The organism is Granulicella rosea, from assembly GCF_900188085.1.
GTDB lineage: Bacteria > Acidobacteriota > Terriglobia > Terriglobales > Acidobacteriaceae > Edaphobacter > Edaphobacter rosea.
In genome coordinates this window covers 81494-106150 of record NZ_FZOU01000007.1, presented here as the reverse complement: position 1 = coordinate 106150, position 24657 = coordinate 81494, and the positions used below count along the sequence as shown (strand labels likewise).

Below are 24657 nucleotides of genomic sequence, written 5' to 3'. Positions count from 1 at the left end.
GGCGGGCGACCTTATCTGAGCAACATCGCCGTTTCGGCGCAAACTGAACGGAGCTTCCCGCAATGGCCGACGACTTTGCCCAACTCGTGAAGGCCCAGGCCGACATCGTTCGCATTGTCGGCGACTACGTGAAGCTGCGCAAGACCGGCGCTCAGAACTATACCGGCCTGTGCCCGTTCCACAAAGAAAAATCCGGGTCGTTCTCGGTCAACGCCACGCACGGCTACTTCTACTGCTTCGGCTGTCATGAGAAGGGCGATGTCTTCACCTTCGTGATGAAGCTGGAGACGCTCAGCTTTCCCGAAGCCGTCCGTGCGGTCGCGACCAAGTGCGGCATCGCGCTGCCCAAGCGCGAGTTCAACTCCCCCGAGGAGGCGCGCGAGGCCGGGCTGCGGCGGTCGCTGATCGACATCCACGAGGCGGCGACGCAGTACTTCGAGGCGCAGTTGAAGAGCCCCGGCGCGGCGCGCGCACGCGAGTACCTGACGGGCCGCGGCATGACCGCCGAGACCATCGCGAAGTTCCGTATCGGTTATGCGCCGGACGACTTTAACGATATGCGCGACCGGCTTCGCCAGCACTTTCCCGAGGATGTCCTGCGCGCCAGCGGCCTCTTCAGCGCCAAGGAGCAGGCCGACGGCGGCCAGGGCCAGATGTACGCGCGCTTTCGCAAGCGCATCACCTTTCCCATCGCGAACGAGCAGGGCAAGACGATCGCCTTCACGGCGCGCGCGCTGGAGTCGCAGGACGACAAGGGCCGCGACATCGCCAAGTACATGAACTCGCCCGAGACGGCGCTCTACACCAAGGGCAACGTGCTCTTCAACCTGGACAAGGCCAAGGCCGACATGCGCACGCTCGACTTCGCGCTGCTGGTCGAGGGTCAGATGGACTGCATCTCGGTCTACATGGCCGGGGTGAAGAACGTCGTCGCGGTCTCCGGCACCGCATTCACCGAGACGCAGGTGCGGCTACTGAGCCGTTTCACCAAGCAGGCGATCGTGAACTTCGACCCGGACACCGCCGGCGAAGGCGCAGCCGAAAAGTCGATCGCCCTGCTGACCGAGGAGGACTTCAACGTGAAGGTCGTCGCGCTCGAGGGCGGGCTGGACCCGGACGAGTACCTGCGCAAGCATGGCGTGCAGGCCTACATGGCGGCGCTGCGCGGAGCCAAGCGCTACGCCGACTACCTGATCGATCGCGCGCGCCAGCTCTATCCCGCGCGCACGGCCGAGGCCAAGGTGAAGGCGATGAACTTCCTGTTGCCGCACATCCGGCGCATGCCCAACGCGTTGCAGCGCAACGAGTTCGCCGAGGACGCGGCGCAGAAGCTGGCGATCCCGTCGGACATCCTGCGGCAGGAACTGAAGCAGGCCGCGGCGCAGCGGGTCGAAAGCGTCCGCGCGCATCGCGTGGAGCCGATCAGCGAGACCGAACGCGTGCTGCTGCGCGCGCTGGTGCTGCCGGAGACCGACCCCGCCCGCGTCCTCGCCGCCGAGAAGCTCGCCGACAACCCGGAGTGGTACGAGGGGCTGCCGGCCGCGCCGCTCTTCGACGTGCTGGCCCACAACGTCGTCCCAGGCAATCCGCTGGACGCCGCGCCGGACAACGCCACGCGCGCGATGCTCGCGCAGGTGCTGCAGACGATCCCCGAGGCGGTCGAGGGCTCTCCTCAGCAGAGCATGGAGGAGCAGACGGAGAATGCGCTGCAGGCGCTGGCGTATGAGCGACTGAAGCGACAGCAGCGCGACCTGCGCGCCGCCATCGCCGACGCGGAACGGCGTGGGGATGCGGAGCTGGCGATGACGCTAATGAACGAGAAGATGCAGGTCGACCGGGCGCTACGGCTGCATTGATCCGGTTGGTGTTGCAAGGGATGACGAACGTGTGTCACGGGGTCGGGACCGAACCCCGCTGAAGACCCGATACTTACTGGCTTGGCGGGAGCTCTTCCGGCCGGGTCAGCATCCTCTTGTTGCCGTTAAGCCAGACCGCCTGGCAGGTGTGCGCCTGTGGGTTCTGTTCCCAGCGGGAGCCATCGGCGAAGAGCACGCTGCCGAGGATGAAGGCTCCCCCGCTTGCGTGCTGGAAGTTCAGATCTTCATAGGGCCAGCTCAGGGTCTTCTTCGAGCCGGGCTTGATCTCCTTGTTCCAGTTGAACTCGCGCAGGCGCAGCGGCCCGGGAATGTTCCAGAAGATCCAGTTCCAGTGCTCGGTCCCGTCGGCGATAGCGGCAAACCAGGTCATGCCGACGATCATCTTGCCGCTGGTGTTCTCGATGCGGACGGAAAGGCCGCTGGGGTCGAACTTCACGGGTTGCACCGGGCAGCTTTGGGGGTTCGCCGGCGCAGCTTGTGCATGGAGAGCGGGCGCCGCGAAGGCGAGACTGGAGACGAGAACAAGGCTAAGGGCGGAACGCATGGTGAAACCTCACGGAGCGACACAGAGGAGACGTGCGAGAAGTGGAGCAGGTTGCATAATTCTCTTTATTTTCAGCGCGATCGCCTCTCGCGTCCTCAAGCACGCAGGAGAGTAAAAACGAAAGCCATCCATCAGCCCGCGTCTTTTCCAACTGCGAAACGTATTCTCCACAGGAGATTCTTCATGCTCCCGAAGCATCACACCCCCAGGAACCCCAGGAGAAATCAATGAAGAAAATCACGATCTCGGCTGTACTTCTGCTCATGACCACCAGCGCCTTTGCCCGCCCCTGTAAGGTCTGGAAGGTTCGTCACCATCACCGCGTCTGCGTTCGCCGGTAGCTTGATTTCGGTCGCAAACGCAAGAATGCCCGCCGGCTAAGGCGGGCATTCTTGTTGGCAACGAGGCAGTTATGCCTGAGCGGTGACAGGCGCGGGAGCCGTTTCCGCAGGCTTGGCTGCGGCAGGAGCGGCGGGAGCCACGGCTGCGGGCTTCTTCACCGCGGGCGGGTTCTGCACCTCGGCCTTCTTGGTCGGGGCGAGGATGGCGTGCAGCGTCGTGCCTTCCATGCGCGGCATGAATTCGACCGTACCGGCGTCGCCGATGTCGAGGATGAGGCGGTTGATGATCTTGTAGCCCAGATCGCGGTGCGCCATCTGGCGGCCCTTGAAGCGCAGCGACGCCTTCACCTTGTCGCCGTCGCCCAGGAACCGGACGGCCATGTTCTTCTTGGTGACATAGTCGTGCTCGTCCACCGTCACGGAGAACTTGACCTCCTTGATGACAATGACCTTCTGCTTCTTGCGCGCGGCGCGGTCGGACTTGTCTTTTTCGTAGAGATACTTGCCGTAGTCCTGGATCTTGCACACAGGGGGGACGGCGTTGGGCGAGATCTCGACGAGGTCGAGCGAACGCTCACGGGCCATCTTCAGGGCCTCGAACGGCACCATGACGCCGAGCTGCTCGCCGTTTTCGTCGATGACGCGGACTTCGCGTGCACGAATCTTCTCGTTCGTGCGGATGAAAGACTTGATGGAACGCTTATCGATCGGTGGAATAGTTGGCCTCCACAGCGTGCCTCACGGGCAAGCCATGCGTGGGTTAGGAGTTGAGGGCGTACACGACGCCAGAGAACGCGCGCCCGACAGGAATCTGTGCGCTGCACGTCGAAGTATACCATCGCACAAAGTGTAGCCGAGTCACCATACATAGATGTTCGGCGAATCGAAAAGGTTGTCCGCGCCGATTCATGCCCGTGCGGGTTGCAGCGGCTGGGGCTTTGCTGCATGATGGGATGCGGCGAAGCCATTCCTAAGAGGTAGAAAAGATGAAGCGCAAGATCCTGCTCGTAGACGATGAAGTCGCCGTCCTGTTGACCTTGAAAGCGGTGCTGGAGATCAGTGGATTCGACGTGGATACCGCCGCCTCGGCCCGCGAAGGCCGTTCGAAGATCAAGACCCGCGAGTACCAGATGGTCATTACGGATATGCGGATGGAGTCCGATGTGGCGGGCCGCGACGTGATTCTGGCCGCGCGCACCGCGCCGTATCATCCGGCGGTCGCGCTGCTGACGGCCTTCCCGGTCGGCGACGAAGACTGGGCCGAGATGGGCGCCGACAAGATGCTGCTGAAGCCGATGCAGACCCGCGCTTTGCTGGCCGATATCGAAAAGCTGATGGTGAGCCATGCGGCCAAACTGCAGAAGCTGGCGACGGCTGCCTCCGCGCCCGTGACGGCAGCGCCGGTAAAGGCTGTGGCGGCGCGCAAGGCGGTCTCGAAGAAGGTTGCGCCGGCAAAGAAAGTCGTCCCGGCGAAAAAGACGGCTGCGAAGAAGGCCGTTGCGAAGAAAGTGGCGAAGAAGGCCGCGAAGAAGAAGGTTTAGTCCCGCCGGAAGGACGACCAAAGCGGGTCCTCCTCAAGGAGAACAAGCCAGTGAGGCAAAAGCCGCCACGGATGCTCTTGCCGCCTGGCTTTGATTCCCTATCCCCGTTAGGCCCTATCCCCTTTATTTCGGCGTGTGCGCCTTGATGTAAGCGCGCAGCGCCAGGTTGATATCGAGCGCTTTGGTGACGCCGCTGTCGAGCATGCCCAGCCATGCGGAGGCGGGCTCTTTCAGCTCCGCGGTCGAGAGCAGGAAACTGGTCTGCACGATGATTTCGAGAGCGTTCGACAGGTCGTGCGCCAGCTTGCGAATCTCGATCGCCAGGTCTTCCGGAATGACTTCGTTGGAGTTGGCGGAAGACGGTGGAGTCTGGGTCATGTGGAGAAATTCCTTAAATGGGAGAGATTCGCGGAGCTTTGCCAAGTGTAAGCCAGCGGCGCGGAGAATTGACAGCCCCCGGCGCTTTTGCGATACTTGGAAAGCAAGAGAGAACGTTCTTTTGAACGTTCGACTCGTGCCGTAGTGGCGGAATTGGCAGACGCGCGTGGTTCAGGTCCACGTACTCGCAAGGGTGTGGGGGTTCGAGTCCCTTCTTCGGCACCAAAGATTTTTAGCAAAACCCCTCAAATCAGCGAGGGGTTTTGCTGTATCTGGACATTCTATGGACCGGATCAGAGCAGCCGGCTCCCAAGCAACCATACCGCCTCGCGGCGCTACTTAGTGGTATGCCCCTCAAAAACAGGTTAGAAATGTCTACAACCCTAGATCAGATTATGGCCCACACGCTTCTTCAGGTTCACGCGAAGAAGGAGACCGCCAATTTTGCCCGGCTGGAGCGTCACGCCGCCGAGCACAAGCCTCGCGGATTTGCCGCCGGACTGCGCAAGGCCGCGGTCGCCGGCCCGGCGGTCATCGCGGAGCTGAAGAAGGCTTCGCCTTCGCGTGGCATCATTCGCGATCACTATCAGCCGGTGGAGATCGCCAAGGGCTACGCGGCGGCGGGTGCGGCGGCCATCTCGGTGCTGACCGACGAGGAGTTCTTCAAGGGCTCGCTCGACCATCTGGAGGCCGTCTCGAAGGCGGTTTCGATCCCGGTGCTGCGCAAGGATTTCATTCTGGACCCGTTTCAGATTCTCGAGGCGCGCGCGGCCGGCGCGGATGCGGTCCTGCTGATCGTCGCCGCGCACAAGGACGAGACGCTGAAGATGCTGGCCGCCGAGGCGCGTTCGCTGCAGCTCGACGTGCTGTGCGAGGTACACGATCGCGAGGAGATCGAACGCGCGAAGGATCTGGGCTTCGAGATCGTCGGCGTGAACAGCCGCAATCTGAAGACCATGGCGGTGACGCTGGAGAGCCATCTGGACCTGCTGCAGTATCTGCCGGCGAACGTGATTCGCGTGGCCGAGAGCGGCATCCGCACGCCAGAGGACGTGGAGAAGCTGATTGCGGCGGGTTACGACGCCTTCCTGATCGGCGAGGCGCTGATGCGCCAGCCAGACCCGGCGGCGACGCTCGCCCTGCTGACCGGTCGCGACTACGCGTCGGAGATCTAACTCCGATGTGGATCAAGATCTGCGCGAACACGAACCTCGACGACGCCCTGATGGCGGCTGAGCTTGGCGCGGATGCGGTGGGGTTCGTCTTCGCGCCCAGCAAGCGACAGGTGACGGTGGAGCAGGTGGCGGCGATTACGCCGCATCTGCCGCGGAATGTCGAACGCATTGGTGTATTCACGACGACGAGCGACGACGAGATCATCCAGATTGTGGGGAAAGCAGATCTCACCGGTGTTCAGCTGCACGGGGGGCATCACGACGCAGAGTACATCTCTCGGCTGGGTGCGCGTCCGGGTGAGAATTACGTCGAAGTCATACGAACGGCTTCGTGGGTAGTGAATGGCGACGAGGAGTCCGATCGGCAGGCCGCTGAACTTTTGCTGCAACTCGCGCACCACACGCGCGTTGATACCCGCATCCTGTTGGATTCAAAGGTCAAAGACGAACTGGGCGGTACGGGTATCGCATTCAACTGGGCGAAGGCGCGTGCTGTGATCGACAGCGACAGCCGACTTAAGGCTCATGACATCATCCTCGCGGGCGGTCTGAATCCGGAGAACGTCGCCGACGCGATCCGTGCGCTCCACCCATGGGGAGTGGACGTGGCCAGCGGTGTGGAAGAGGTTCCCGGCCGGAAGGCCCCGGAGCGCCTGAAGCGCTTCATCGAGGCCGCCAGGGCCGTGAGGTTGTGACGTCTGGGCGCAGGGGTTCAAAGGCTTCGGTTGTGGAAGCTGTGAATCCTGAGTTGTCGGTGGATTTTGAAACTCGCTGCCGGCTGATCGTTCGAGCCAGTGCAGGCGCCGCGCCCGGCGTCTTAGTGATGCATCGAGATCTCGTGCACATGCGGACGCGGGCTGCGGTCGTGGACCGTTACGCCGTGCGAGTGGCCGCCGCCGTTGTTCTGGTTCTGGCCCTGGGCCGAAGCAAGCGCCGGGCTGAGTGCAAGTGCGAGAGCAAAGAGAGCAACCGTTACTTTGGCCGAATTCTTCATGGTGTCCTACCCTTCCGTTTCTATTACATCTGACGCGGGAGGGTGGGTCGCGGATTCAGCGAAATGCGGCTCATTCGGATGACGGTAATGTCACCTGGGTTGCTTAGCGTCTTCTACCACGATCGGGTCTGCGCGGACCCGCGTCGCCGCGGTAGGCGTTACTCCTCGGAGCGTACGCCGCCGCGACCCTTCTTGGGCCGCACCGTATTGTTTTCAATGCACTTATCCGAGACCAGCGCGGGGTTCGAGCACTGGTTGGCCGCCGCGCGGGTGAACGCCCGGTAGAGCTTCGCCACGTCCACCCGGCCCTGGCGCAGTTCGCGGTCGACGGCGGCATGCATGGCCGAGAGCAGCTCGTCGCGCAGTTCGTTCAGGACTTTATCGATGTAGATGTAGGGCAAGGGCTCTCCGGTACGGCGTCTGTCGCAATGCTACATGGCGGGCGCCGTTTTCTTTTTATTGTCTTGCTTGTCTGTCATCCTCTCGGAGGATCTGCTTCTGTTTTTGCCTCCGCAGTTGCCACCACCCCCGGACCCGTTGTAAGGTAGAGACCGAGATGAACAACTCTTTCAGCCCGTCGTTTACCAACCGCTTCTGGCGTGCCCAGTATTGGGCGGCCATGGCGGCCTCGACGGTGTAAGCATCCTCTGAAAGACGGCATCACCCCAATCTTCAGACGATTCGACCCCAGACGAGCCGCAACCTTTCCACAAGGTGCGGCTTTTGTGTTGTTTGCGAACTTGTTCTTAGTGCTCAGGAGTGTTCCCGATGGCGACAGCAACACTGAATCCGACAGCAACATCCATTCCTGGCCGCTTCGGCGCCTACGGCGGGCGCTACGTTCCCGAGACCCTGATGGCGGCGCTGCTCGAGCTCGACGAGGCCTACGCCGACGCCGACGCCGACCCAGCCTTCCACGCCGAGCTCGACGAGCTGTTGCACCACTACTGCGGCCGCCCGACGGCGCTCTACTACGCCAAACGCCTTTCGGAGACGCTGGGCGGCGCGAAGATCTACCTGAAGCGCGAGGACCTGCTGCACACCGGCGCGCACAAGATCAACAACGCGCTGGGCCAGGGGCTGCTCGCGCGGCGCATGGGCAAGAAGCGCATCATCGCCGAGACCGGCGCGGGCCAGCACGGCGTCGCGACGGCCACGGTCTGCGCGCTACTGGGGCTCGAATGCGTCATCTACATGGGCGAAGAGGACATGCGCCGGCAGGAGCTGAACGTCTACCGGATGCGCCTGCTGGGCGCCGAGGTGCGCGGCGTCAACGGCGGCTCCGCCACGCTGAAGGACGCCATCAACGAGGCCATGCGCGACTGGGTGACGAACGTTCGCGAGACGTACTACATCCTCGGCTCGGCGCTGGGCTCGCACCCCTACCCGACGATGGTGCGCAACTTCCACCGCGTCATCTCGCTCGAATCGAAGCAGCAGATCCTCGAGCAGGAGGGCCGTCTGCCGGACGCCATCGTCGCCTGCGTGGGCGGTGGCTCGAACGCCATCGGAGCCTTCTACGAGTACATCCCCGACGCGAACGTGCAGTTGATCGGCGTCGAAGCAGGCGGACGCGGCACGGCGCTGGGCGAGCACGCGGCGCGATTCCAGAAGGTCGGCGGCGGCGTCCCGGGCGTGCTGCAGGGGACCTACTCCTACGTGTTGCAGGACGATGCCGGTCAGGTCGCCAGCACTCACTCGGTCTCCGCCGGACTCGACTACGCCAGCGTCGGCCCGGAGCACGCGATGCTGCACGACTCCGGCCGCGCGACGTACGTCTCCTGCTCGGACGAGGACGCCCTGAAGGCTGTCGTCACGCTCTCCCGCACCGAAGGAATTCTGCCGGCGATCGAGTCGGCCCATGCCGTCGCCGAGGCCGTTCGCCTCGCGCCGCTGATGGGCAAGGACAAGATCATCATGGTGAACTTGTCAGGCCGTGGCGATAAGGATATGGGGATTTTGGCGCGCGAGCTGGATCTGAAGGGCGCAAGCCCTATAACCCCGAAAGGCAGCCTCTAATGCCCATTAATTTCGCAAACAAACCCGGCATCATCGCCTATCTCACCGCCGGCGATCCCAGCATCGCCATCACCCGCGAGATCGCGCTTGCCGCCATCGACAACGGCGCGGACGTCATCGAGTTGGGCGTCCCCTTCTCCGACCCGCTCGCCGACGGCCCGGTCATCCAGCGTGCGTCCGAACGCGCCGTCGCGCACGGCGTCCGCCTCTCCGATGTCCTGGCCCTGTGCAAGGAGCTGCGCGAGGCGCGCCCGCAGTGCGGGATCATCCTCTTCAGCTACCTGAACCCGGTAGTGCGGATGGGCCTTAAAGCCTTTTGCAAGGCAGCAGCTGAGGCAGGCGCAGACGGCGTTCTATTGACCGACATGATCGTCGAAGAGGCCGCCGAGTACATCGCCGAGATGCAGGCAAACAATCTCGCGCCGGTCTTCCTCGCCGCGCCGACCAGCCCCGACGCACGGCTGAAGGCCATCGCCGAGGCCAGCAAGGGCTTCGTTTACGCCATCTCCCGCGTGGGCATCACCGGCACCCAGCAGACCGTGAACAGCGACGCGCCCGGACTGGTCGCACGGCTGCGCAAGTTTACCGAGCCACTGGGCATCCCAGTGGCGGTGGGGTTCGGCATCTCGAACGCCGAACATGTAAAGGCCGTGGGCGGGTTCGCCGATGCGGCCGTGATCGGCAGCGCGCTGGTCGCGCTGATCGAAAAGACCGCGCCCGAAGAGGCCGCGAAGGCTGTGGGCGAGTTCATCGCGGGGCTTCGCTCATGACAACTTCTATGATGGTCGGAATCAAGATTCGGCGATGGCGCACGCCATCCGCACAAAGCGAGGCAAGGGCATGGAGATAGCAGACTGGCGGGAGAAGATCGATGAGCTCGACGTGCAGATCGTACAGCTCATCAGCAAGCGGGCCGAGGCCGCACGGGCCATCGGCGCATTGAAGAAGCAGACCGACATGCCGGTCTACGAACCGAAGCGCGAGCAGGCCGTCTTCGACCGCGTGAAGGCCGCCAACCCAGGTCCGCTCGACGACGCTCAGCTCATGCATGTGTACGAACGCATCATCGACGTGATGCGTTCGATCCAGAAATAAATTTGTAACTTACCCGGTGATAGATGCCGCTGCAGACCGCGGCCGCGAAGGAAAGCACGATGATCGTTGCAATGCAGGACCAGGCTACCGAAGAGAATATTCAACACGTGATCGAACGCATGGTCGACCTCGGATTCAACGTCCACCGCACGACCGGCACACAGCAGACGATTCTGGCCGGCGTGGGCAAGCCGACGGAGTTCGACGTGACCGAGTTCAAGGTGCTCGCCGGCGTGCAGGATGCGTACCGCATCACGCAGCCTTACAAGCTGGCCGGCCGCAAGTTCCGCCCCGAGGGCACGACCATCACCTTCCCCAACGGCGTGGTCGTCGGCGGCAAGGAAGTGACGATCATGGCGGGTCCGTGCTCGGTCGAATCGCGCGAGCAGATCCTGCTGAGCGCGCAGCAGGTGAAGGCCGCCGGAGCGCAGTTCCTGCGGGGCGGCGCGTATAAGCCTCGCAGCTCGCCGTACAGCTTCCAGGGCATGGGCGTCGAGGGACTGAAGCTGCTGCGCGAGGTCGCCGACATGACCGGCCTGCTCGTCATCACCGAGGTGATGGAGATCTCGCAGATCGAGGTGATGCTCCCTTACATCGACTGCTTCCAGGTCGGCGCGCGCAATATGCAGAACTTCAACCTGCTGCGCGAGCTGGGCCACGTGCGCAAGCCGGTGCTGATGAAGCGCGGCATCGCGGCGACGATCGAGGAGGTCCTGCTCTCGGCCGAGTACATCCTGTCCGGCGGCAACTACGACCTGATGCTGTGTGAACGCGGCATCCGCACCTACGAGACCTACACCCGCAACACGATGGACATCTCGGCCATTCCGGTGCTGAAGAAGCTGACGCACCTGCCGGTCTTCGGCGACCCGTCGCACGGCGTAGGCATCCGCGACTTCGTGCCGCCGATGGCGCTGGCCTCGGTCGCCGCCGGAGCGGACGGCCTGCTGATGGAGATGCACCCCAACCCCGACAAGGCGATGTCCGACGGCGCGCAGAGCCTCTTCCCGGAGCAGCTTGAGAAGCTCGTCGCGCAGTTGCGGGCGCTGGCGCCGGTGGTTGGGCGTACGGTGGCATAAACTCGCCTCAGGCCTCGTCATCTCGACCGAAGCGCAGCGAAGTGGAGAACCCCCCGCATTTCGCCAGTGCCGCCGATAGAGCGTCGCTGGCGAAATGCGCTTGATGAGGGAGAGTAGCGATGCGGATCGTTCTTCTTCCAGGACTCGACGGAACCAGCGACCTTTATGCCGACCTCATCATGGCGCTACCCGGGGAGGTGCGGGTCCGCGCACTGTGCTATCCGGTCGATGTGTGTCTGGACGAGGAACAACTCCGTGCCTCGATCGATGTCTGGGCGGAGACGGAGACACCGTTTTTGCTGGTTGCGGAGTCATTTTCGACGCCCACGGCAATCCGATACGCAGCACGCTCACCGGAAAACGTGCTCGGGCTGGTGCTGATCGCGGGCTTTGCCAGAAGCCCTTTGTCAGGTTGGAGGCGCATCCTCGCAGGTCTGTTTGCCGGACTACTGTTTCGCCTGCCCTTGCCGGACTCAATTCTGCGCGCCGCGCTTGTCGGTCAAGACGCGCCACAGTCGCTGCTCGACGCAGTGCGAGCCGCGGTAGGACGTGTGGCGCCTTCCGTCCTGGCCCACCGCCTGCGCCTTGTATTGAACTGCGACGTCCGCGCGGAGCTCGCTCAAATTGCGGTGCCGGTGCTCTATGTCCTTGCGAAAGGCGACCGTCTGGTGGGACAGGAGGCGCTGCGCGAGATTCGGCGCTGCCTGCCAGGCGTCGAGGTGGTGCGTGTTCCCGGGCCTCACCTACTGGCGCAGCGAGAACCGAAACGAATGGTAGAGATCCTCTGTCGTTTCCTGGAGCAAACTGCTGAAACGGCGATAAAATAAGGACGAGGGCATCGCCATGGCTCACATCTCCGAGGATGAAAAGCTTCGCCGTAGACAGTCAAACGAAGACGTTCTTGGTACCCACGCCATGGAAGGCCTCTTTCCGGACACCACAACGACTGCGCTTCTGGAACGATTCGCTGAGGGCGAATTGAACCGTGAGCAGCTTTCTGCCGCCATCGACCTTCACGTCCAGCAGCTTCTTACCGCACGAGGGCACATGGCTGGCGCTGCGTAAGTGGCGGCTGATCGAGGCTTCGCAAGCGACCCGCATTCGGAACGTGGCTTTCCGTGTCCGAAGAACCGATTCGGCATCACAGACTACGCCGAGCTGCATGAGATTGAAACATCCCTCGGCATCAAACGAGCCGGAGAACTCCGGGATCGCGGCGTCACCGGCAAGTTCGATATCCCGCACCTGCAATCCATCCACAAGTACCTCTTCCAGGACGTCTTCCCCTGGGCGGGCGAGTTCCGCGTGGTCAATATCTCGAAGGGCAACTCCAACTTCGGGCCTGCGATGCACATACACGGCGCGCTGGACGATGCGCTTGGCAAGCTGAAGCGCGAGGGATTCCTCGTCAACCTCAGCCCGAAGGATTTTGCCACTCGGGCGGCATTCTATCTCGGCGAGATCAACGCCATCCACCCGTTTCGCGAGGGCAACGGACGCGCCCAGCGGGAGTTCATCCGTCAGCTCGGCGTCCACGCCGGGCATTCGTTGAGTTGGGCCGGGTTCACCCAGCAGGCCATGATCGACGCTTCGATCGCAAGCCTTCTGAGCGGCGACAACGGCCAACTTGCTACCATCGTGGAAGCGGCGTTATTCTCCAGCCGCGCGATGAACTCATGATGAATGAATCCCCGCTGTACCAGAAGGTCGATCTCGTCGGCGTCGGTCTGAACGCGACCGACACCGTCATTCCGCTCACCAGCTACCCCGCGCGCGGGTCGAAGGTGGAGTACGCCACCGCGACCATCCTGCCCGGCGGCCAGGTCGCCAGCACCGTTGTCGCCTGCCAGAGCTGGGGTCTCAGCACGCGCTACGTCGGCAAGCTGGGCGACGACACCGCCGGCACGCTGCATCGCGCGGCCTTCGACCATGCCGGCGTCGAGACGCGGCTGATCATCGTTCCCGGCGGCGCCAGTCCGCAGTCGCTGATCCTGGTCGATGCCGAGGGCGAGCGCACCGTGCTCTGCCGGCGCGACGAGCGCCTGATCCTCCAGCCCACCGACCTCACCCGCGAGTGGATCGTCAACGCCCGCGTTCTGCACGTGGACGGCCACGATACCGCCGCCGCCACCACGGCCGCGCGCTGGGCCCGCGAGGCCGGCGTTCCCGTCGTCGCCGATATGGACGAGCCCTACCCCGGCGTCGACGAGCTGCTTGAAAATGTCGACTACCTGATCGTCAGCCGCGACTTTCCCTGCCGCCTGATGCACGAGGACGACCTCCGGCAGGCGCTCGTCGCCATGCAGCGGCGCTACGGCTGCAAGCTGGCCGCGGCGACCCTTGGCCCTGACGGCGTGCTCGCGTGGGACGGCCACGAGTTCACCGGCAGCGCCGCGTACGAGGTTCCGGTGCTGGACACCACCGGCGCGGGCGACATCTTTCACGCGGGCTTTATCTTCGGACTGGTGCGGGGCTGGCCGCTGGCGCGCACGCTCGACTACGCCTGCGCGGCCGCGGCGTTGAACTGCACCGCCGTCGGCGCGCGCGGGGCGATTCGGCCGCAGGCGGCGATCGAGGAGCTGATGCGTACGGGCAAGCGGTATCCGATGCAGTTTGCCTCGTCCTCCGCGGGCCTTTCACAATGATTGAACGCATCCTGATCGTCGGCACAGGTCTTATCGGCGCGTCCACGGGTCTTGCCTTGCGCGCTGCTGGATTCACGGGCCAGATTGCGGGCTTCGACGCCAGCGCCGCCGAGCTGGAAGCGGCGTTGGCCTCGGGCGCGATCGATTCCTTCGTGCGCAGCCGCGACGAGGCCATCGCCACCGCGAAACAGGCCGATGTGATCCTGCTCGCCGTGCCGGTGCTGGCGATTCTGGACTGGATGCGCCTGCTCGCGCCTGAACTTGGCCGCCATCAACTGGTTACGGACACCGGCAGCACCAAGCGCGCCATCGCGGATCAGGCGCAGGCGCATTACAACTCCCCCGCTGGCGCGCGCTGCCTGCCCGGACACCCCATGGCCGGCAAGGAGTCCGGCGGCGCAGCGCTGGCCGAGGCGAGTCTCTTTCAGGGCGCGATGTGGCTCTTTACACCCGTCGCCGAAGAGACCTCGATCGAGGCCGAGTGGCGCGCCTGGGTGAGCCGCTTCGGCACGCGCAGCATGGATCTCGACCCGGCGCGGCACGACCAGGTGTGCGCCTGGGTCAGCCATCTGCCGCAGATGGTCGCGACCGCGATGTCGGCCATGTTCGAAGAAGAGTTCAGCCACACGCCGGAGCTGGCGGCGGAGTTTCAGGCCATCGGCGGCCGGGCGCTGCGCGAGATGACCAGACTGGGCGCGAGCCCCTACAGCATGTGGCGCGACGTCGCGATGACCAACACCCAGCCGCTCGCCGCGACGATCTACGCGCTCGAGCAGCGGCTGGCGCATCTGCGCGAAGGCTTGAAGACGCCGGAGCTGCGCGAGGAGTTCCGGCTGGCGAATGAGTTTCGCGCGCGGCGGGACTAGTCTTTGCCTTTCCTGTTGGCAGAACCGGAAGCGCCTGGGTGCCCCATTCTTCGCGATACGACCGCAAAGAATGGGGCACCCTAGCTTCAGTGGAAGCTCGTGAGAAAGGCAGAAGCAGATTCCCTTCGGGAATGACAAACAAGAAAATCTAAATCAGCTTGTACTGCCGCGAGCTGGCCTGCCGGTTGTGGCCGGGCAGCCGTTCGAAGCCCGGCCGGCCGAAGTAGAAGCCCTGGAACTTGCGTACGCCGAGCGTGTAGAGCGTGTCGAACTCGGCCTCCTGCTCGATGCCTTCGGCGATCACGTCGATGTCGAGGTCGCGGCAGACCTGCAGGATGGACTTCACGATCGTCTGGCTTGGCCAGCGCTCGTGGATCCTTCGCGTCAGCTCGATGTCGATCTTGAGGATATCCGGCTGGAACGCGGCCAGCATCGAGAGGCCTGCGTAGCCCGCGCCGAAGTCGTCGATGGCCGTGCGCAGGCCCTGCGTGCGGTAGGGTTCGAAGAGCGCGCGGAGTTGCTCATGGTCGCGGATGCGCTCCATCTCGGTAATCTCGAGCACGATGCGGTCGAGCGGAATGCGCGCTTTCGCGGCCAGCTCGGCGAGTCCGCTCAGCCCTTCGGCGGTCTCGAGGACCGAGTTGGGCGAGAAGTTGATGCAGAGGTCGGCGCGTGTCTGCATCAGGCCCAGTCGTCCGGCCCAGTCGATGGCGGCGCTGCGGCAGTCGCCGTCCATCAGGTGAAGCTGTTCGAGCGAGAGGCCGCCGAGCAGCGCCTGCGCCGGCTCCCGTTGCAGACCGCGCGCCAGCGCCTCATACGCGACGATGCGGTCGCCGCGTACGTCCACGATCGGCTGAAACGCCATCGTGACCGGCGCCCGCGGAGCGGGTTTGCGCGTGATGAAGCTGAGTACCGATGCCATAATCTACCGCCCCGTGATATCTGACCCAAGATTGCAAGTTGCCGGAGCCGCAGTAGGAAGAGAGCGCGGAGGAAGCCATGTCCTAACGAAGACGAATCTTTCGATTTCGTCTCCGTTTACGAGATTGGCCACCGACCCTCACTGAGTCTAGTGGGCTACCGCGTCTTCGGGTAGCGGCTTCTCGGCCTTGCTGGGCAGGCGCATCAAGAAGGGTAATGGCGTAAGACACACGATGACGAACGAAAGCAGGGCGAAGGCGTTCTTGTACGCCAGCATGGATGCCTGCCGCAGCATCTGCTGATAGGCATAGCCGACGGCGCTCTGCATGGCCTGCGTGGCGGACATGCCGCCCTGGCGCAGCACCGCCGCCACGCTGTCGATGTAGCGCGTGTACTGCACGCTGCCCTGCACCGAATGCTCCGCAAGCTGCGACTGGAAGGTCTGTCCGCGGCGCGCGAGGAAGGTCGTCAGCAGCGCCGTGCCGGCCGAGCCGCCGAGATTGCGGGCGAAGTTCGAGAGGCTCGAGATCTGGTTCGACTTCGAGCGCGGCACGCCGACGTAGTTCAGCGTGCTGATGGGGATGAAGACGAACGGCAGCCCGATGACCTGCAGCATGCGCCACAGCGTCACCGTCCCGAAGGCGCTGTCGAGCGAAAGCCGCGTGAGGTTGTAAAGCCCCGCCGCGACGGCGATGTACCCCAGCGAGACCATCAGGCGCGGGTCGAACTTGCCCAGCGACCGGCCCGCGACGATCATCATGACCATCATGACGAGGCCGGCGGGCGAGAGCACCTGGCCGGCGCGCTCCGCCGTATACCCCAGCAAACCCTGCAGGTACTGCGGAATCAGCACGGTCGAACCGAAGAGCACCATGCCGAGAATGAGTTGTAGAAAGACCGCCGTGCCGAAGTTGCGATTCTTCAACAGCTTCAGGTCCACGATCGGGTCGGGATGGCGCCACTCCCAGAAGACGAAGGCAATCAACAGGATGCAGGCGATGGCCGCGACCGTGCAGATCATCGGATCGCCGAACCAGTCTTTTTCCTGTCCTTTGTCGAGGAAGAACTCCAGGCAGCCGACGCCGACGGCGACCAGGCCCAGGCCGGTGAAGTCCACCGGGCTCTTGATCAGTGTGCGCGCTTTCACCGCCGGTGGGTCTTCGACCATGCGGTTCGAAAGATAGAGCGACAGCAGACCGATGGGCAGGTTGATGAAGAAGATCCAGTGCCAGTTGAAGTTGTCGGTGATCCAGCCGCCCAGCGTTGGCCCGATGGCCGGCGCGATGACCACCGCCGTGCCGTAGAGCGCGAAGGCCTTTCCGCGGTCGGCGACGGAGAAGGTGTCGGCGAGGATCGCCTGTTCGGACGGCGCGAGACCGCCGCCGCCAAGACCCTGCAGGATGCGCGCGAAGATGAGGATGGGCAGCGTCGGCGCCAGGCCGCAGAGCATCGAGCAGGCCGTGAACATCACCACGCAGGTCATGTAGAAGCGCTTGCGGCCGATGCGATTCGAGATCCAGCCGGAGATGGGCAGGATGATGGCCGACGAAACCAGGTAGCTGGTCAGCACCCACGTCGCCTCTTCGCCCGACGCGCCGAGCGATCCGGCGATGTGCGGCAGCGCGACGTTGGCGATCGAGGTGTCGAGCACCTCCATGAAGGTCGCGAGCGTCACGGTCAGGGCGACGGCCCAGGGGTTATGACTTGGCTTCCATTCTTCTTCGTGGTGCGATTGGTCTGGCATCGTCGGCTCGTGTGCTGCTGTACCTGTGCTTGTTGTTCTTGCTTTCGCTTGTTTGTCATCCTCGAAGAGGATCCGCTTCTGTCTTTCCGTATCAGCTTCCTGATAGAGTATCAGCAAGCTGATATGAGCGCAGACGTCGCCGGCAAACCCGGCAAGCCAACCCGCCGCCTTTCGAGAGCCAAGACCCTGCGCCAGGCAGGCAAGCTGATCCGCCGGTTGATTCTGGCGGCGAAGAACCGCCTCGACGACGAGCTGCGTCCGCAGGAGGTCACGGCCGCGCAGCTTCGCATCCTGTACGAGGTCAAGTTGGAGCCGGGCGCCACGGGCGCGCAACTGGCCCGCGCCTGCAACGTCACGCCGCAGACGACGCAAACGATGCTCGCCAAGGCGGTCGAACGCGGCTGGCTCGAACGCGGCAAGGATACGGAGAACAACCGCCTGGTCACCTTTACGCTGACCCCGGCCGGTCTGCAGATGCTCGAACACGGCGACACGACCTACGCGGAGATCGAAAAGGCCATCTGGAAGGGCGTCGCCACCGAGGAGATCGAGGGCTTCAGCGCGCTGATCGAGAAGGCGCTGGGGAATCTGGCGCCGCATGACCGGACGCGCGACAAGGGCTAGGGAAGAAGGGCATCCACACAAGGTTCCTATTCCCTGCATTCGATCGGTGGTATTCTCCGTGCATTCATCTCCCAACGACGCACTGGAGCAGCCGCACATGTTTAGAGGAACCACCCTCCGCCGGACGATCTCTCTGTTTGCCTTCTGCCTTGCCGTTCCTGTCTCGCTTTTGGCGGCCGGGAAGGATCTTGCGGCGCATCGCGGCTTCTACAGCTTTCCCGCGGTTCACGGCGATACGGTCGTCTTCACCTCCGAGGGCGATCTCTGGTCCGTGCCGCTGGCTGGCGGCGCGGCGCGGCGGCTGACCTCCGGCAGCGGCCTCGAGCGGCACGCGACCATCTCGCCCGACGGCCAGACCGTGGCCTTCACCGCGCAGTACGAGGGTCCGGCCGAGGCGTACACCCTGCCGATCCTGGGTGGCGTACCGCGCCGCCGCACCTGGAACGGCGACGCCATTCCCGATGGCTGGACTCCCGATGGCCGCCTCATCGTCAGCACCAGCCGCTACGCCACGCTGCCCGACGCGCAGTTGGTCCTGCTGGGCGAACACGGCGAGCAGGAGACCGTGCCGCTCGCCACCGGCTCCGAGGCGGCCTACTCCACCGACGGCAAGTCGCTCTTCTTCACCCGTTTCGAGAAGCAGTTCAGCTACACCAAGCGCTACCAGGGCGGCTGGCCGGAGACCATCTGGCGCTTCGACGGCCACTCCGAGGCCGTGCCCCTGACCGGCGACTTTGCCGGCACCTCGCACAATCCCATGTTCTGGAACGGCCGCGTCTACTTCCTCTCCGACCGCGACGGCGTCATGAACGTCTACTCGATGGACCCGCAGGGCAAGGGCGTGAAGCAGGAGAGCCATCAGCATGGCTTCGACATCGCCTCCGCCTCGGTCTCGGACGGACACATCGTCTACGCCTGCGGGGCCGACCTGTGGTCGCTCGACCTCGCGACCGGCAAGGAGGCGATCATCCCCATCACGCTGCTTTCGGACTTCGAGCAACTGCGCGAGCACTGGGTGAAGAAGCCGACCGACTACCTGACCAGCGTGCATCTCTCGCCCGATGGCGGCTCCGCCGTCTTCACCGCGCGCGGCGAGGTCTTTACCCTGCCGGCGAAGAGCAGCGGTCGCACGGTCCGCATCGCGGCGGACTCCGCCGTGCGCTTCCGCAGCGCGCGCTTCCTGCCCGATGGCAAGAGCATCCTCGCCCTCTCCACCCAGACGGACGAGACGGAGTTCTGGAAGTATCCCGCCAACGGACAGGGCAAGCCGGAGCAGTGGACCAAAGACGCCGACGTCCTGCGCTGGGATGGCGTCTCCTCGCCCGACGGCCGGTGGCTCGCGCACACGGACAAGAAGCAGCAGCTCTGGGTCTTCGACACGAAGAGCAAGACCGAAAAGCTCATCGCGAAGTCCGCGAACGACGACTTCAGCAACCTGAGCTGGTCGCCCGACAGCCGTTGGCTCGCCTTCGTCGAGGCCGGGGATAACCAGTTCCAGCAGGCCAGGGTGTTGAACGTCGAGACAGGCGCGATCACGGCCATCACCTCCGACCGCTATAACAGCTCCGACCCGGTCTGGAGCACGGACGGCAAGTGGCTCTACTTCCTCTCGGACCGCATGCTGAAGACCTCGGTGCAGTCGCCCTGGGGCTCGCGCCAGCCGGACCCGCACTTCGACCGCTCGGTGAAGATCTACCAGCTTGCCCTGCAGCCGGACCAGCGCTCGCCCTTCCTGCCCTACGACGAGCTGCATCCCGAATCGAAGGATAAGAAGGACGAAGACAAGAAGGACGATAAGAAGAAGGAGACCGAGAAGAAGGCCGCTGCAGGCGATGCAAAGGCCGCCGACGCCGTGAAGGACGCGGACAAAGAAAAGGACGATAAGGCGAAGGACAAGAAGGTCGCCGAGGTCAAGATCGACTTCGCCGGTCTCGCCGCGCGCCTGACCGAGGTCCCGGCGCCCTCCGGCAACTTCCGCAGCCTGCAGATCACCGACAAGCGCCTCTGCTGGCTGAGCTCTCCGGATGAATCCGAGCCCAGGGCGCAGCTCCAGTGCCTCGACATCGCCAACAAGGGCGACGAGGCGGACACGGTCATGTCCGGCGTGCGCAGCTTCGAGATCTCCGCCGACCGCAAGAAGATGCTCATCCGCAAGGAGGAGAACTTCTACATCTTCGATGCGGACGTGAAGGGTTCGGGCGCGGGCGACCCGAAGGCGCAGGCCAAGGCCCAGATCGACCTCTCACACTGGACCTTCGCGGTCGATCCACGCGAGGAGTTCAAAGGTCTGTTCAACGACGCCTGGCGGCTGGAGCGGGATTACTTCTACGATCCGCACATGAACGGCGTGGACTGGAAGGCGATGCGCGTCCGTTACGCGCCGCTGGTCGATCGCGTGTCGACCCGCGAGGAGCTGAACGACGTGATCTCGCAGATGGTGAGCGAGCTTTCGGCGCTGCACACCTTCGTGCGCGGCGGCGATGCGCGCATGCCGTCGGACAAGATCGATCTGGCCACGCTCGGCGCCCGGCTGCGCCGCGACGAGCGCGCCGGCGGCTTCGTCGTCGAACACATCTACCTGCACGATCCCGACCGGCCCGACACGGCGCCGCCCTTCGCCCGGCCGGAGTCGCTGGTGAAGGAGGGCGAGGTCATCGTCGGCATCGACGGCGCCGACGCACTCTCGGTCTCGGATGAGCGCGACCTGCTGCGCGGCAAGGCCGGACAGCAGGTGATGCTGCGGGTCAAGCCCGTTGCGGGCGAGATCCGCGAGGTGCTCGTCCGTCCCGTCAGCGCGCGCGCCGAGTTCGACATGCGCTACAACGACTGGGAGTACAGCCGACGCGTCACGGTCGAGTCGGCCTCGGCCAGCCACATCGGCTACGTCCACCTGCGCGCCATGGGGCCGCCGGATATCGAGCAGTGGGCGCGCGAGTTCGACCCCATCTACAACCGGCAGGGGCTCATCATCGACGTGCGCCACAACGACGGCGGCAATATCGACTCCTGGCTGCTGGGCAAGCTGCTGCGCCAGGCCTGGTTCTACTGGCAGCCGCGCACCGGCAACCCGACCTGGAACATGCAGGAGGCCTTCCGCGGCCATGTCGTCGTGCTCTGCGACCAGGAGACGGCGTCCGACGGCGAGGCCTTCACCGAAGGCGTCAAGCGGCTGAAGATCGGCACAGTCATCGGCACGCGCACCTGGGGCGGCGAGATATGGCTGAGCGCGAACAATCGCCAGGCCGACGGCGGCATCGCCACCGCGGCCGAGATGGCCGTCTACGGACCGGAGGGCAAGTGGCTGATCGAAGGCCACGGCGTCGACCCGGATGTGGTCGTCGACAACCTGCCGCACGCGAGTTTTGCCGGTGAGGACAAGCAGTTGCAGTCGGCCATCGAGCTGCTGAAGAAGCAGATCGCCGCCGACCCAAGACCCGTGCCGCCGCCGCCGGCGTATCCGGATAAGTCGTTCAAGTACTGAGCCTTAGGCGCCGGCAAGAGTCGCCAGCGGCTGCTGGCGGTCCGTCCGCATGGTCGGCGCGGATGCCAGCAGCTTGCGCGTATACGCATGCTGCGGGTTGCGGAAGAGCTCCGTCGCCGCGCCCTGCTCGACCAGATGCCCGTGCTGCATCACCGCGACGCGATCCGCCACCTGCGCGACCACGGCCAGGTCGTGCGAGATGAACAGCATCGCGAGTCCGTGCGTTCGGCGCAGATCGTCCAGCAGCCGCAGAATCTGGGCCTGGATGGTCACGTCGAGCGCGGTCGTCGGCTCGTCGGCGATCAGCAGTCGGGGCCGGTTGACGATGGCCATGGCGATCAGGATGCGCTGGCGCTGGCCGCCCGAGAACTGATGCGGGTAGTCCCCATAGCGGCGGATCGGGTCCGGCAGGCCGACCTCGTCCATCGCGGCCAGCACCCGCTCTTTCACCGCCTTCCTGTCGAGCTTCGGATGGTGTACCAGCACCGCCTCGGCGATCTGGCGCCCGACGGTCATCACCGGGTTCAGCGCGGTCATCGGCTCCTGGAAGATCATGGCGATGCTCGATCCGCGATGCCGGCGCATGGCGTCTTCCGGCAGCGCCAGCAGGTCTTCGCCCGCCAGCCGCAGCGAGCCCGAGATCCGTGCGCCCGGCGGCAGCAGACGCAGCAGCGCCAGCGAGGTCGCCGACTTGCCCGAGCCGGATTCGCCCACCAGCCCCAGCGTCTCGCCCGCGTCCACGTGGAACGAGATGCCATGCACGACGGCGCGCTCGCCAAAGGCGATGGTGAGATTGTCTGCCTGTAAAAGAGGCGCCATCGCTGAATCCTAAACTGAATCCAGACCATTTGCGGCGCGGGTAGAACTCGAACCCGTTTTCCGCGTCTAATGGGGTGCATGATGAGCCGTCGCACCATCCTCGCCGCGCTGTTGTTCGCGCCTCCAATGCTGAGCCACGCCCTGTTCTCCCAGACCCACCGGGTCGAGAAGCAGCAGGCGGTCGTGCGCGCGGTCGGGGTCTATGAGTGGACGGGCGACCTTGCCAAACCAGACGCCAGCCGGCTCATCCCGGTCACGGTCTACATCGACAGCGAGCTGCGGGACGCGGGCGTCTACCTCGCGCGGCCCGTGCCCTTCGCGCTCGAGACCGGCACCATCTTCGACCTCGACGAGGCGGGCATCGTCAAGGGCACGGTCGAACTCTCGTTCGCGCGCCACCTCGTGCCGTCCGAGACGGCCAGCAACGACGCCACACCTTACGACGACGGCTGGTTCGGCTACGGCGTCTACAAGCCGCTGCCGGTCATCAAGGTAAAGCCCGCGACGAAGGTCCGGCAGTCGAACGCATCGGTCGCGGTGAACGGCCAGACAAAGCCCGACTCCGACCGGCCGTCGTTCGCCAGGAAGCCCGCGGCGGACTCGTCCGCCCCTCCCACCGCTTCCAACAGCTCTTCGAATGATCCGGACCGTCCGACGATGAAGCGCAAGGACGACTCCGCCGCCTCGACTCCGGCCGCGACCTCTTCGACGACCACCCCCGCCGCCAGCGCTCCCGCCGACGATCCCGACCGGCCCACCATGAAGCGCCGCGACGACTCGTCCGCGCCGAGCACGACGCCGGCCGCGACCACCACAAGCACGCCCGCCGCCGATCCGGACCGTCCGACGCTGACGCGCAAGACGGACTCGACCGCATCCACCACATCCTCTTCTTCGGCGGACGATCCCGACCGGCCCACGATGAAGAAGCGTCAGGATACGGCCTCGACGACGACAGACACCAGCACGCCTCCCGCCGACGACCCGGATCGCCCCACGCTCAAGAAACGGAGCCCGGCCGAGCTGAAGCAGGCGGCGAAGGAGCGCAATCAGTCCTCCTCCGATGGCATTGGATCCTTGAACGACGACCCCAACCGCCCGAAGATTCATCGCGGCAAACCCGCGGGCGCGCTGAGCGACGACGACCTCACCAAGCTGACCGGGCTGCCGCAGAACCTGCACCAGATGGTCGCGGTCTCGGACGCCGTCAACCGGCCGCCGCATAACTTCACCCTCGCGTGGGACACCGAGCAGGAGCACGCAGTCATTCTGGGCAAGCTGCAGGGCTTCGCGCGCGAAAAGGTGCTGGCCTATAACGCCACGGTCGCGGCTGCCGCGCCGCCTCCGCCGCCGGTGAAGCCGCCTGCCACCGCTGCCGCTCGCCGCAAGGCCGCGCTCGCGGCGAAGATGCCTCCGCCGGAGATGGCGCTGACGGACGAGTCCGTGAAGGCCTATACGCTGAGCTACGGCGGCGCGCCGACCTATGTCTACACCGCCGCCGCGCCGCCGGGGCCGGACGGCGCCGTGCGTTATGTCGCGGTGGTCGCGCAGGCGGACGCGCTGGGTGAGCTGAAGGTGGCGATGTCCAGCGTGACCGACGCCCTGCACCTGGACCGCACGCCACGCATGCGGCTGGTGGACGCGGTCGACGTCGAGGCGTCCAACCGCGCCAGCCTGCTGATGGAGCTGCGCGCGCAGCACTCGCGCCAGTTCGCGCTGTATAGGGTCATCGGCGCGCAGTCGCAACAGATCTTCACGACTGGCAGCACACAGTAGCTAGAAAAATAACTCAACGGAGACGCCAAATCTTTCGCTGAGCCGGCGAATCTGCTCCTTGTTCATCTCCCGTTTGCCGCTCAAGACTTCGGAGACCACGCTTCGTGTGCCGAAGACGCCGGTTAGATCCTTCTGCTTTAGCCCATGCTGATCCATCAGGAAGGCCAACACCTCCAGCGGTGTGGCCTTTGGGAGTTGGTAGTTCTTGTCTTCAAAGTCTTCGATCAACAGCGTGAATAGGTCCGCGAGTTCGGCCTCGTCCGAAGTCCACTGGTCGTGACGCTGCTCGAGCTCATAGAGAGCCTGAACGTAGCCTTCGTTCTGCTCCTCCGACCGGATGATTCTCGGCGGGAACTTGGCCAGCAGCGCCGTGTAGGCTGGATTGACTGCAAGTGCGCTCATCGCTTCCATCCTCCCCTGTCGTATATGGCATGGGTCAGAACGTGCCGTACGTACAGCCGTCCCGTTCTGTAGTTGATCTCCGCGATCAATCGAAATTGATTGCCCTTGAGGTTGAAGACCGTAAACCGATCGACAGAGTCGGCAGACGGAAAGACCTTCCGCACATCTTCCAGAGAATGCCACTCTGCTTTTTTTGCGATGCGGTACCAGGCGTCGAGCGGAGCAGCAAGCTCGGGATGCTCCGCCGCTGCTTCCAGTAATCGCTTACGGCTGATGATGTGCATATTTCGCCTGCCTGTATCTGATTCGCAATTTGCGAACTTGTCAATTCCTTCC

General features: G+C 64.4%; 26 protein-coding genes and 1 tRNA gene. 17 read left to right on the top strand and 10 right to left on the bottom strand.

Annotation, left to right across the window (positions count from 1 at the left end):
- Positions 1-62: 62 nt before the first annotated feature.
- Complete coding sequence (dnaG, locus tag CHB87_RS17515; RefSeq protein ID WP_089409732.1) at positions 63-1856, top strand: DNA primase; 1794 nt, start codon at positions 63-65, stop codon at positions 1854-1856.
- A 73-nt stretch (positions 1857-1929) separates the two neighbouring features.
- On the opposite strand, the gene CHB87_RS17510 is transcribed toward dnaG, so the two are convergent.
- Together CHB87_RS17510 and infC are read right to left on the bottom strand one after the other, a co-directional pair.
- The gene (locus CHB87_RS17510) at positions 1930-2421 is read right to left on the bottom strand and encodes a hypothetical protein (RefSeq protein ID WP_142988414.1); all 492 of its coding nucleotides are present in this window, start codon (positions 2419-2421) and stop codon (positions 1930-1932) included.
- Positions 2422-2831: 410 nt separating this feature from the next.
- A complete protein-coding gene (infC, locus tag CHB87_RS17505) occupies positions 2832-3443 on the bottom strand; it encodes a translation initiation factor IF-3 (RefSeq protein WP_281252364.1) in 612 nt (203 codons plus the stop codon).
- Positions 3444-3748: 305 nt separating this feature from the next.
- Between infC and CHB87_RS17500 the strand changes: the two genes are divergently transcribed.
- The gene (locus tag CHB87_RS17500) at positions 3749-4303 is read left to right on the top strand and encodes a response regulator (protein WP_089409730.1); all 555 of its coding nucleotides are present in this window, start codon (positions 3749-3751) and stop codon (positions 4301-4303) included.
- Positions 4304-4426: 123 nt separating this feature from the next.
- Here the strand turns inward: CHB87_RS17500 and CHB87_RS17495 are convergent, their stop codons facing one another.
- Complete coding sequence (locus tag CHB87_RS17495) at positions 4427-4681, bottom strand: hypothetical protein (RefSeq protein ID WP_089409729.1); 255 nt, start codon at positions 4679-4681, stop codon at positions 4427-4429.
- A gap of 138 nt (positions 4682-4819) precedes the next feature.
- Here CHB87_RS17495 and CHB87_RS17490 point away from each other — a divergent pair.
- The 3 genes from CHB87_RS17490 (at position 4820) to CHB87_RS17480 (ending at position 6551) form a co-directional block, all read left to right on the top strand.
- A tRNA-Leu gene (locus CHB87_RS17490) sits at positions 4820-4906 on the top strand.
- A gap of 122 nt (positions 4907-5028) precedes the next feature.
- On the top strand, positions 5029-5856 hold the full coding sequence (gene trpC, locus CHB87_RS17485) for an indole-3-glycerol phosphate synthase TrpC (protein ID WP_342743583.1): 828 nt from the start codon (positions 5029-5031) through the stop codon (positions 5854-5856).
- Between the two features lie 5 nt (positions 5857-5861).
- Positions 5862-6551 carry a phosphoribosylanthranilate isomerase gene (locus CHB87_RS17480; RefSeq protein WP_089409727.1) on the top strand — a complete coding sequence of 230 codons (690 nt, stop codon included), beginning with the start codon at positions 5862-5864 and terminating at the stop codon, positions 6549-6551.
- A 122-nt stretch (positions 6552-6673) separates the two neighbouring features.
- Here CHB87_RS17480 and CHB87_RS22370 read toward each other — a convergent pair whose 3' ends face one another.
- Positions 6674-6850, bottom strand: a complete 177-nt coding sequence (locus CHB87_RS22370; RefSeq protein ID WP_176441839.1) for a hypothetical protein — start codon at positions 6848-6850, stop codon at positions 6674-6676.
- A gap of 158 nt (positions 6851-7008) precedes the next feature.
- Complete coding sequence (locus CHB87_RS17475) at positions 7009-7251, bottom strand: hypothetical protein (RefSeq protein WP_089409726.1); 243 nt, start codon at positions 7249-7251, stop codon at positions 7009-7011.
- A 367-nt stretch (positions 7252-7618) separates the two neighbouring features.
- On the opposite strand from CHB87_RS17475, the gene trpB reads away from it, so the two are divergent.
- The 9 genes from trpB to CHB87_RS17430 all read left to right on the top strand — a co-directional run bounded on the left by trpB (position 7619) and on the right by CHB87_RS17430 (position 14554).
- A complete protein-coding gene (gene trpB / locus CHB87_RS17470) occupies positions 7619-8869 on the top strand; it encodes a tryptophan synthase subunit beta (protein ID WP_089409725.1) in 1251 nt (416 codons plus the stop codon).
- Positions 8869-9639 carry a tryptophan synthase subunit alpha gene (gene trpA, locus CHB87_RS17465; protein WP_089409724.1) on the top strand — a complete coding sequence of 257 codons (771 nt, stop codon included), beginning with the start codon at positions 8869-8871 and terminating at the stop codon, positions 9637-9639. Before trpB ends, trpA begins: the two co-directional genes overlap by 1 nt.
- A gap of 34 nt (positions 9640-9673) precedes the next feature.
- A complete protein-coding gene (locus CHB87_RS17460; RefSeq protein WP_342743581.1) occupies positions 9674-9964 on the top strand; it encodes a chorismate mutase in 291 nt (96 codons plus the stop codon).
- A 59-nt stretch (positions 9965-10023) separates the two neighbouring features.
- Positions 10024-11043: a 3-deoxy-7-phosphoheptulonate synthase gene (gene aroF, locus CHB87_RS17455; protein WP_089409882.1), complete on the top strand. Its 1020-nt coding sequence runs from the start codon at positions 10024-10026 to the stop codon at positions 11041-11043.
- 119 nt (positions 11044-11162) lie between these two features.
- Entirely contained in the window at positions 11163-11870 is a 708-nt protein-coding gene (locus CHB87_RS17450; RefSeq protein ID WP_089409723.1) for an alpha/beta fold hydrolase, read from the top strand.
- 16 nt (positions 11871-11886) lie between these two features.
- The gene (locus CHB87_RS17445; RefSeq protein WP_089409722.1) at positions 11887-12108 is read left to right on the top strand and encodes an antitoxin VbhA family protein; all 222 of its coding nucleotides are present in this window, start codon (positions 11887-11889) and stop codon (positions 12106-12108) included.
- Entirely contained in the window at positions 12109-12723 is a 615-nt protein-coding gene (locus CHB87_RS17440; RefSeq protein WP_089409721.1) for a Fic/DOC family protein, read from the top strand.
- Positions 12720-13688 carry a carbohydrate kinase family protein gene (locus tag CHB87_RS17435; protein ID WP_245818060.1) on the top strand — a complete coding sequence of 323 codons (969 nt, stop codon included), beginning with the start codon at positions 12720-12722 and terminating at the stop codon, positions 13686-13688. Before CHB87_RS17440 ends, CHB87_RS17435 begins: the two co-directional genes overlap by 4 nt.
- A complete protein-coding gene (locus CHB87_RS17430; protein WP_089409720.1) occupies positions 13685-14554 on the top strand; it encodes a prephenate dehydrogenase in 870 nt (289 codons plus the stop codon). The genes CHB87_RS17435 and CHB87_RS17430 overlap by 4 nt, the downstream gene beginning before the upstream one ends.
- Before the next feature lie 148 nt (positions 14555-14702).
- Here CHB87_RS17430 and CHB87_RS17425 read toward each other — a convergent pair whose 3' ends face one another.
- Together CHB87_RS17425 and CHB87_RS17420 are read right to left on the bottom strand one after the other, a co-directional pair.
- Positions 14703-15476: an EAL domain-containing protein gene (locus CHB87_RS17425; protein WP_089409719.1), complete on the bottom strand. Its 774-nt coding sequence runs from the start codon at positions 15474-15476 to the stop codon at positions 14703-14705.
- Between the two features lie 147 nt (positions 15477-15623).
- The gene (locus tag CHB87_RS17420) at positions 15624-17219 is read right to left on the bottom strand and encodes a DHA2 family efflux MFS transporter permease subunit (RefSeq protein WP_089409880.1); all 1596 of its coding nucleotides are present in this window, start codon (positions 17217-17219) and stop codon (positions 15624-15626) included.
- A 123-nt stretch (positions 17220-17342) separates the two neighbouring features.
- On the opposite strand from CHB87_RS17420, the gene CHB87_RS17415 reads away from it, so the two are divergent.
- Complete coding sequence (locus CHB87_RS17415; RefSeq protein WP_176441838.1) at positions 17343-17843, top strand: MarR family winged helix-turn-helix transcriptional regulator; 501 nt, start codon at positions 17343-17345, stop codon at positions 17841-17843.
- Between the two features lie 97 nt (positions 17844-17940).
- A complete protein-coding gene (locus CHB87_RS17410; protein ID WP_176441837.1) occupies positions 17941-21324 on the top strand; it encodes a S41 family peptidase in 3384 nt (1127 codons plus the stop codon).
- Positions 21325-21327: 3 nt separating this feature from the next.
- On the opposite strand, the gene CHB87_RS17405 is transcribed toward CHB87_RS17410, so the two are convergent.
- Positions 21328-22143 (bottom strand): ATP-binding cassette domain-containing protein, encoded by an 816-nt coding sequence (locus CHB87_RS17405; protein ID WP_089409717.1) that lies wholly within the window; start codon positions 22141-22143, stop codon positions 21328-21330.
- Between the two features lie 78 nt (positions 22144-22221).
- On the opposite strand from CHB87_RS17405, the gene CHB87_RS17400 reads away from it, so the two are divergent.
- Positions 22222-23919 (top strand): hypothetical protein, encoded by a 1698-nt coding sequence (locus tag CHB87_RS17400; RefSeq protein ID WP_089409716.1) that lies wholly within the window; start codon positions 22222-22224, stop codon positions 23917-23919.
- Here CHB87_RS17400 and CHB87_RS17395 read toward each other — a convergent pair whose 3' ends face one another.
- Both CHB87_RS17395 and CHB87_RS17390 read right to left on the bottom strand, forming a co-directional pair.
- Entirely contained in the window at positions 23920-24321 is a 402-nt protein-coding gene (locus tag CHB87_RS17395) for a helix-turn-helix domain-containing protein (RefSeq protein WP_089409715.1), read from the bottom strand.
- Positions 24318-24605 carry a type II toxin-antitoxin system HigB family toxin gene (locus CHB87_RS17390; protein ID WP_089409714.1) on the bottom strand — a complete coding sequence of 96 codons (288 nt, stop codon included), beginning with the start codon at positions 24603-24605 and terminating at the stop codon, positions 24318-24320. The genes CHB87_RS17395 and CHB87_RS17390 overlap by 4 nt, the downstream gene beginning before the upstream one ends.
- Between the last annotated feature and the right edge of the window lie 52 nt (positions 24606-24657).

What these genes read in the sequence shown, in the direction of transcription:
- dnaG (WP_089409732.1), top strand. Translation starts at nt 63, where the DNA reads ATGGCCGACGACTTTGCCCAACTCGTGAAGGCCCAGGCCGACATCGTT.
- CHB87_RS22370 (WP_176441839.1), bottom strand. Translation starts at nt 6,850, where the DNA reads ATGAAGAATTCGGCCAAAGTAACGGTTGCTCTCTTTGCTCTCGCACTT.
- CHB87_RS17405 (WP_089409717.1), bottom strand. Translation starts at nt 22,143, where the DNA reads ATGGCGCCTCTTTTACAGGCAGACAATCTCACCATCGCCTTTGGCGAG.
- aroF (WP_089409882.1), top strand. Translation starts at nt 10,024, where the DNA reads ATGATCGTTGCAATGCAGGACCAGGCTACCGAAGAGAATATTCAACAC.
- CHB87_RS17500 (WP_089409730.1), top strand. Translation starts at nt 3,749, where the DNA reads ATGAAGCGCAAGATCCTGCTCGTAGACGATGAAGTCGCCGTCCTGTTG.
- CHB87_RS17445 (WP_089409722.1), top strand. Translation starts at nt 11,887, where the DNA reads ATGGCTCACATCTCCGAGGATGAAAAGCTTCGCCGTAGACAGTCAAAC.
- CHB87_RS17410 (WP_176441837.1), top strand. Translation starts at nt 17,941, where the DNA reads ATGTTTAGAGGAACCACCCTCCGCCGGACGATCTCTCTGTTTGCCTTC.
- trpB (WP_089409725.1), top strand. Translation starts at nt 7,619, where the DNA reads ATGGCGACAGCAACACTGAATCCGACAGCAACATCCATTCCTGGCCGC.
- CHB87_RS17390 (WP_089409714.1), bottom strand. Translation starts at nt 24,605, where the DNA reads ATGCACATCATCAGCCGTAAGCGATTACTGGAAGCAGCGGCGGAGCAT.
- trpA (WP_089409724.1), top strand. Translation starts at nt 8,869, where the DNA reads ATGCCCATTAATTTCGCAAACAAACCCGGCATCATCGCCTATCTCACC.
- CHB87_RS17425 (WP_089409719.1), bottom strand. Translation starts at nt 15,476, where the DNA reads ATGGCATCGGTACTCAGCTTCATCACGCGCAAACCCGCTCCGCGGGCG.
- CHB87_RS17400 (WP_089409716.1), top strand. Translation starts at nt 22,222, where the DNA reads ATGATGAGCCGTCGCACCATCCTCGCCGCGCTGTTGTTCGCGCCTCCA.
- CHB87_RS17510 (WP_142988414.1), bottom strand. Translation starts at nt 2,421, where the DNA reads ATGCGTTCCGCCCTTAGCCTTGTTCTCGTCTCCAGTCTCGCCTTCGCG.
- CHB87_RS17430 (WP_089409720.1), top strand. Translation starts at nt 13,685, where the DNA reads ATGATTGAACGCATCCTGATCGTCGGCACAGGTCTTATCGGCGCGTCC.
- CHB87_RS17495 (WP_089409729.1), bottom strand. Translation starts at nt 4,681, where the DNA reads ATGACCCAGACTCCACCGTCTTCCGCCAACTCCAACGAAGTCATTCCG.
- CHB87_RS17450 (WP_089409723.1), top strand. Translation starts at nt 11,163, where the DNA reads ATGCGGATCGTTCTTCTTCCAGGACTCGACGGAACCAGCGACCTTTAT.
- CHB87_RS17480 (WP_089409727.1), top strand. Translation starts at nt 5,862, where the DNA reads ATGTGGATCAAGATCTGCGCGAACACGAACCTCGACGACGCCCTGATG.
- trpC (WP_342743583.1), top strand. Translation starts at nt 5,029, where the DNA reads ATGCCCCTCAAAAACAGGTTAGAAATGTCTACAACCCTAGATCAGATT.
- CHB87_RS17435 (WP_245818060.1), top strand. Translation starts at nt 12,720, where the DNA reads ATGATGAATGAATCCCCGCTGTACCAGAAGGTCGATCTCGTCGGCGTC.
- CHB87_RS17395 (WP_089409715.1), bottom strand. Translation starts at nt 24,321, where the DNA reads ATGAGCGCACTTGCAGTCAATCCAGCCTACACGGCGCTGCTGGCCAAG.
- CHB87_RS17420 (WP_089409880.1), bottom strand. Translation starts at nt 17,219, where the DNA reads ATGCCAGACCAATCGCACCACGAAGAAGAATGGAAGCCAAGTCATAAC.
- CHB87_RS17460 (WP_342743581.1), top strand. Translation starts at nt 9,674, where the DNA reads ATGGCGCACGCCATCCGCACAAAGCGAGGCAAGGGCATGGAGATAGCA.
- CHB87_RS17415 (WP_176441838.1), top strand. Translation starts at nt 17,343, where the DNA reads ATGAGCGCAGACGTCGCCGGCAAACCCGGCAAGCCAACCCGCCGCCTT.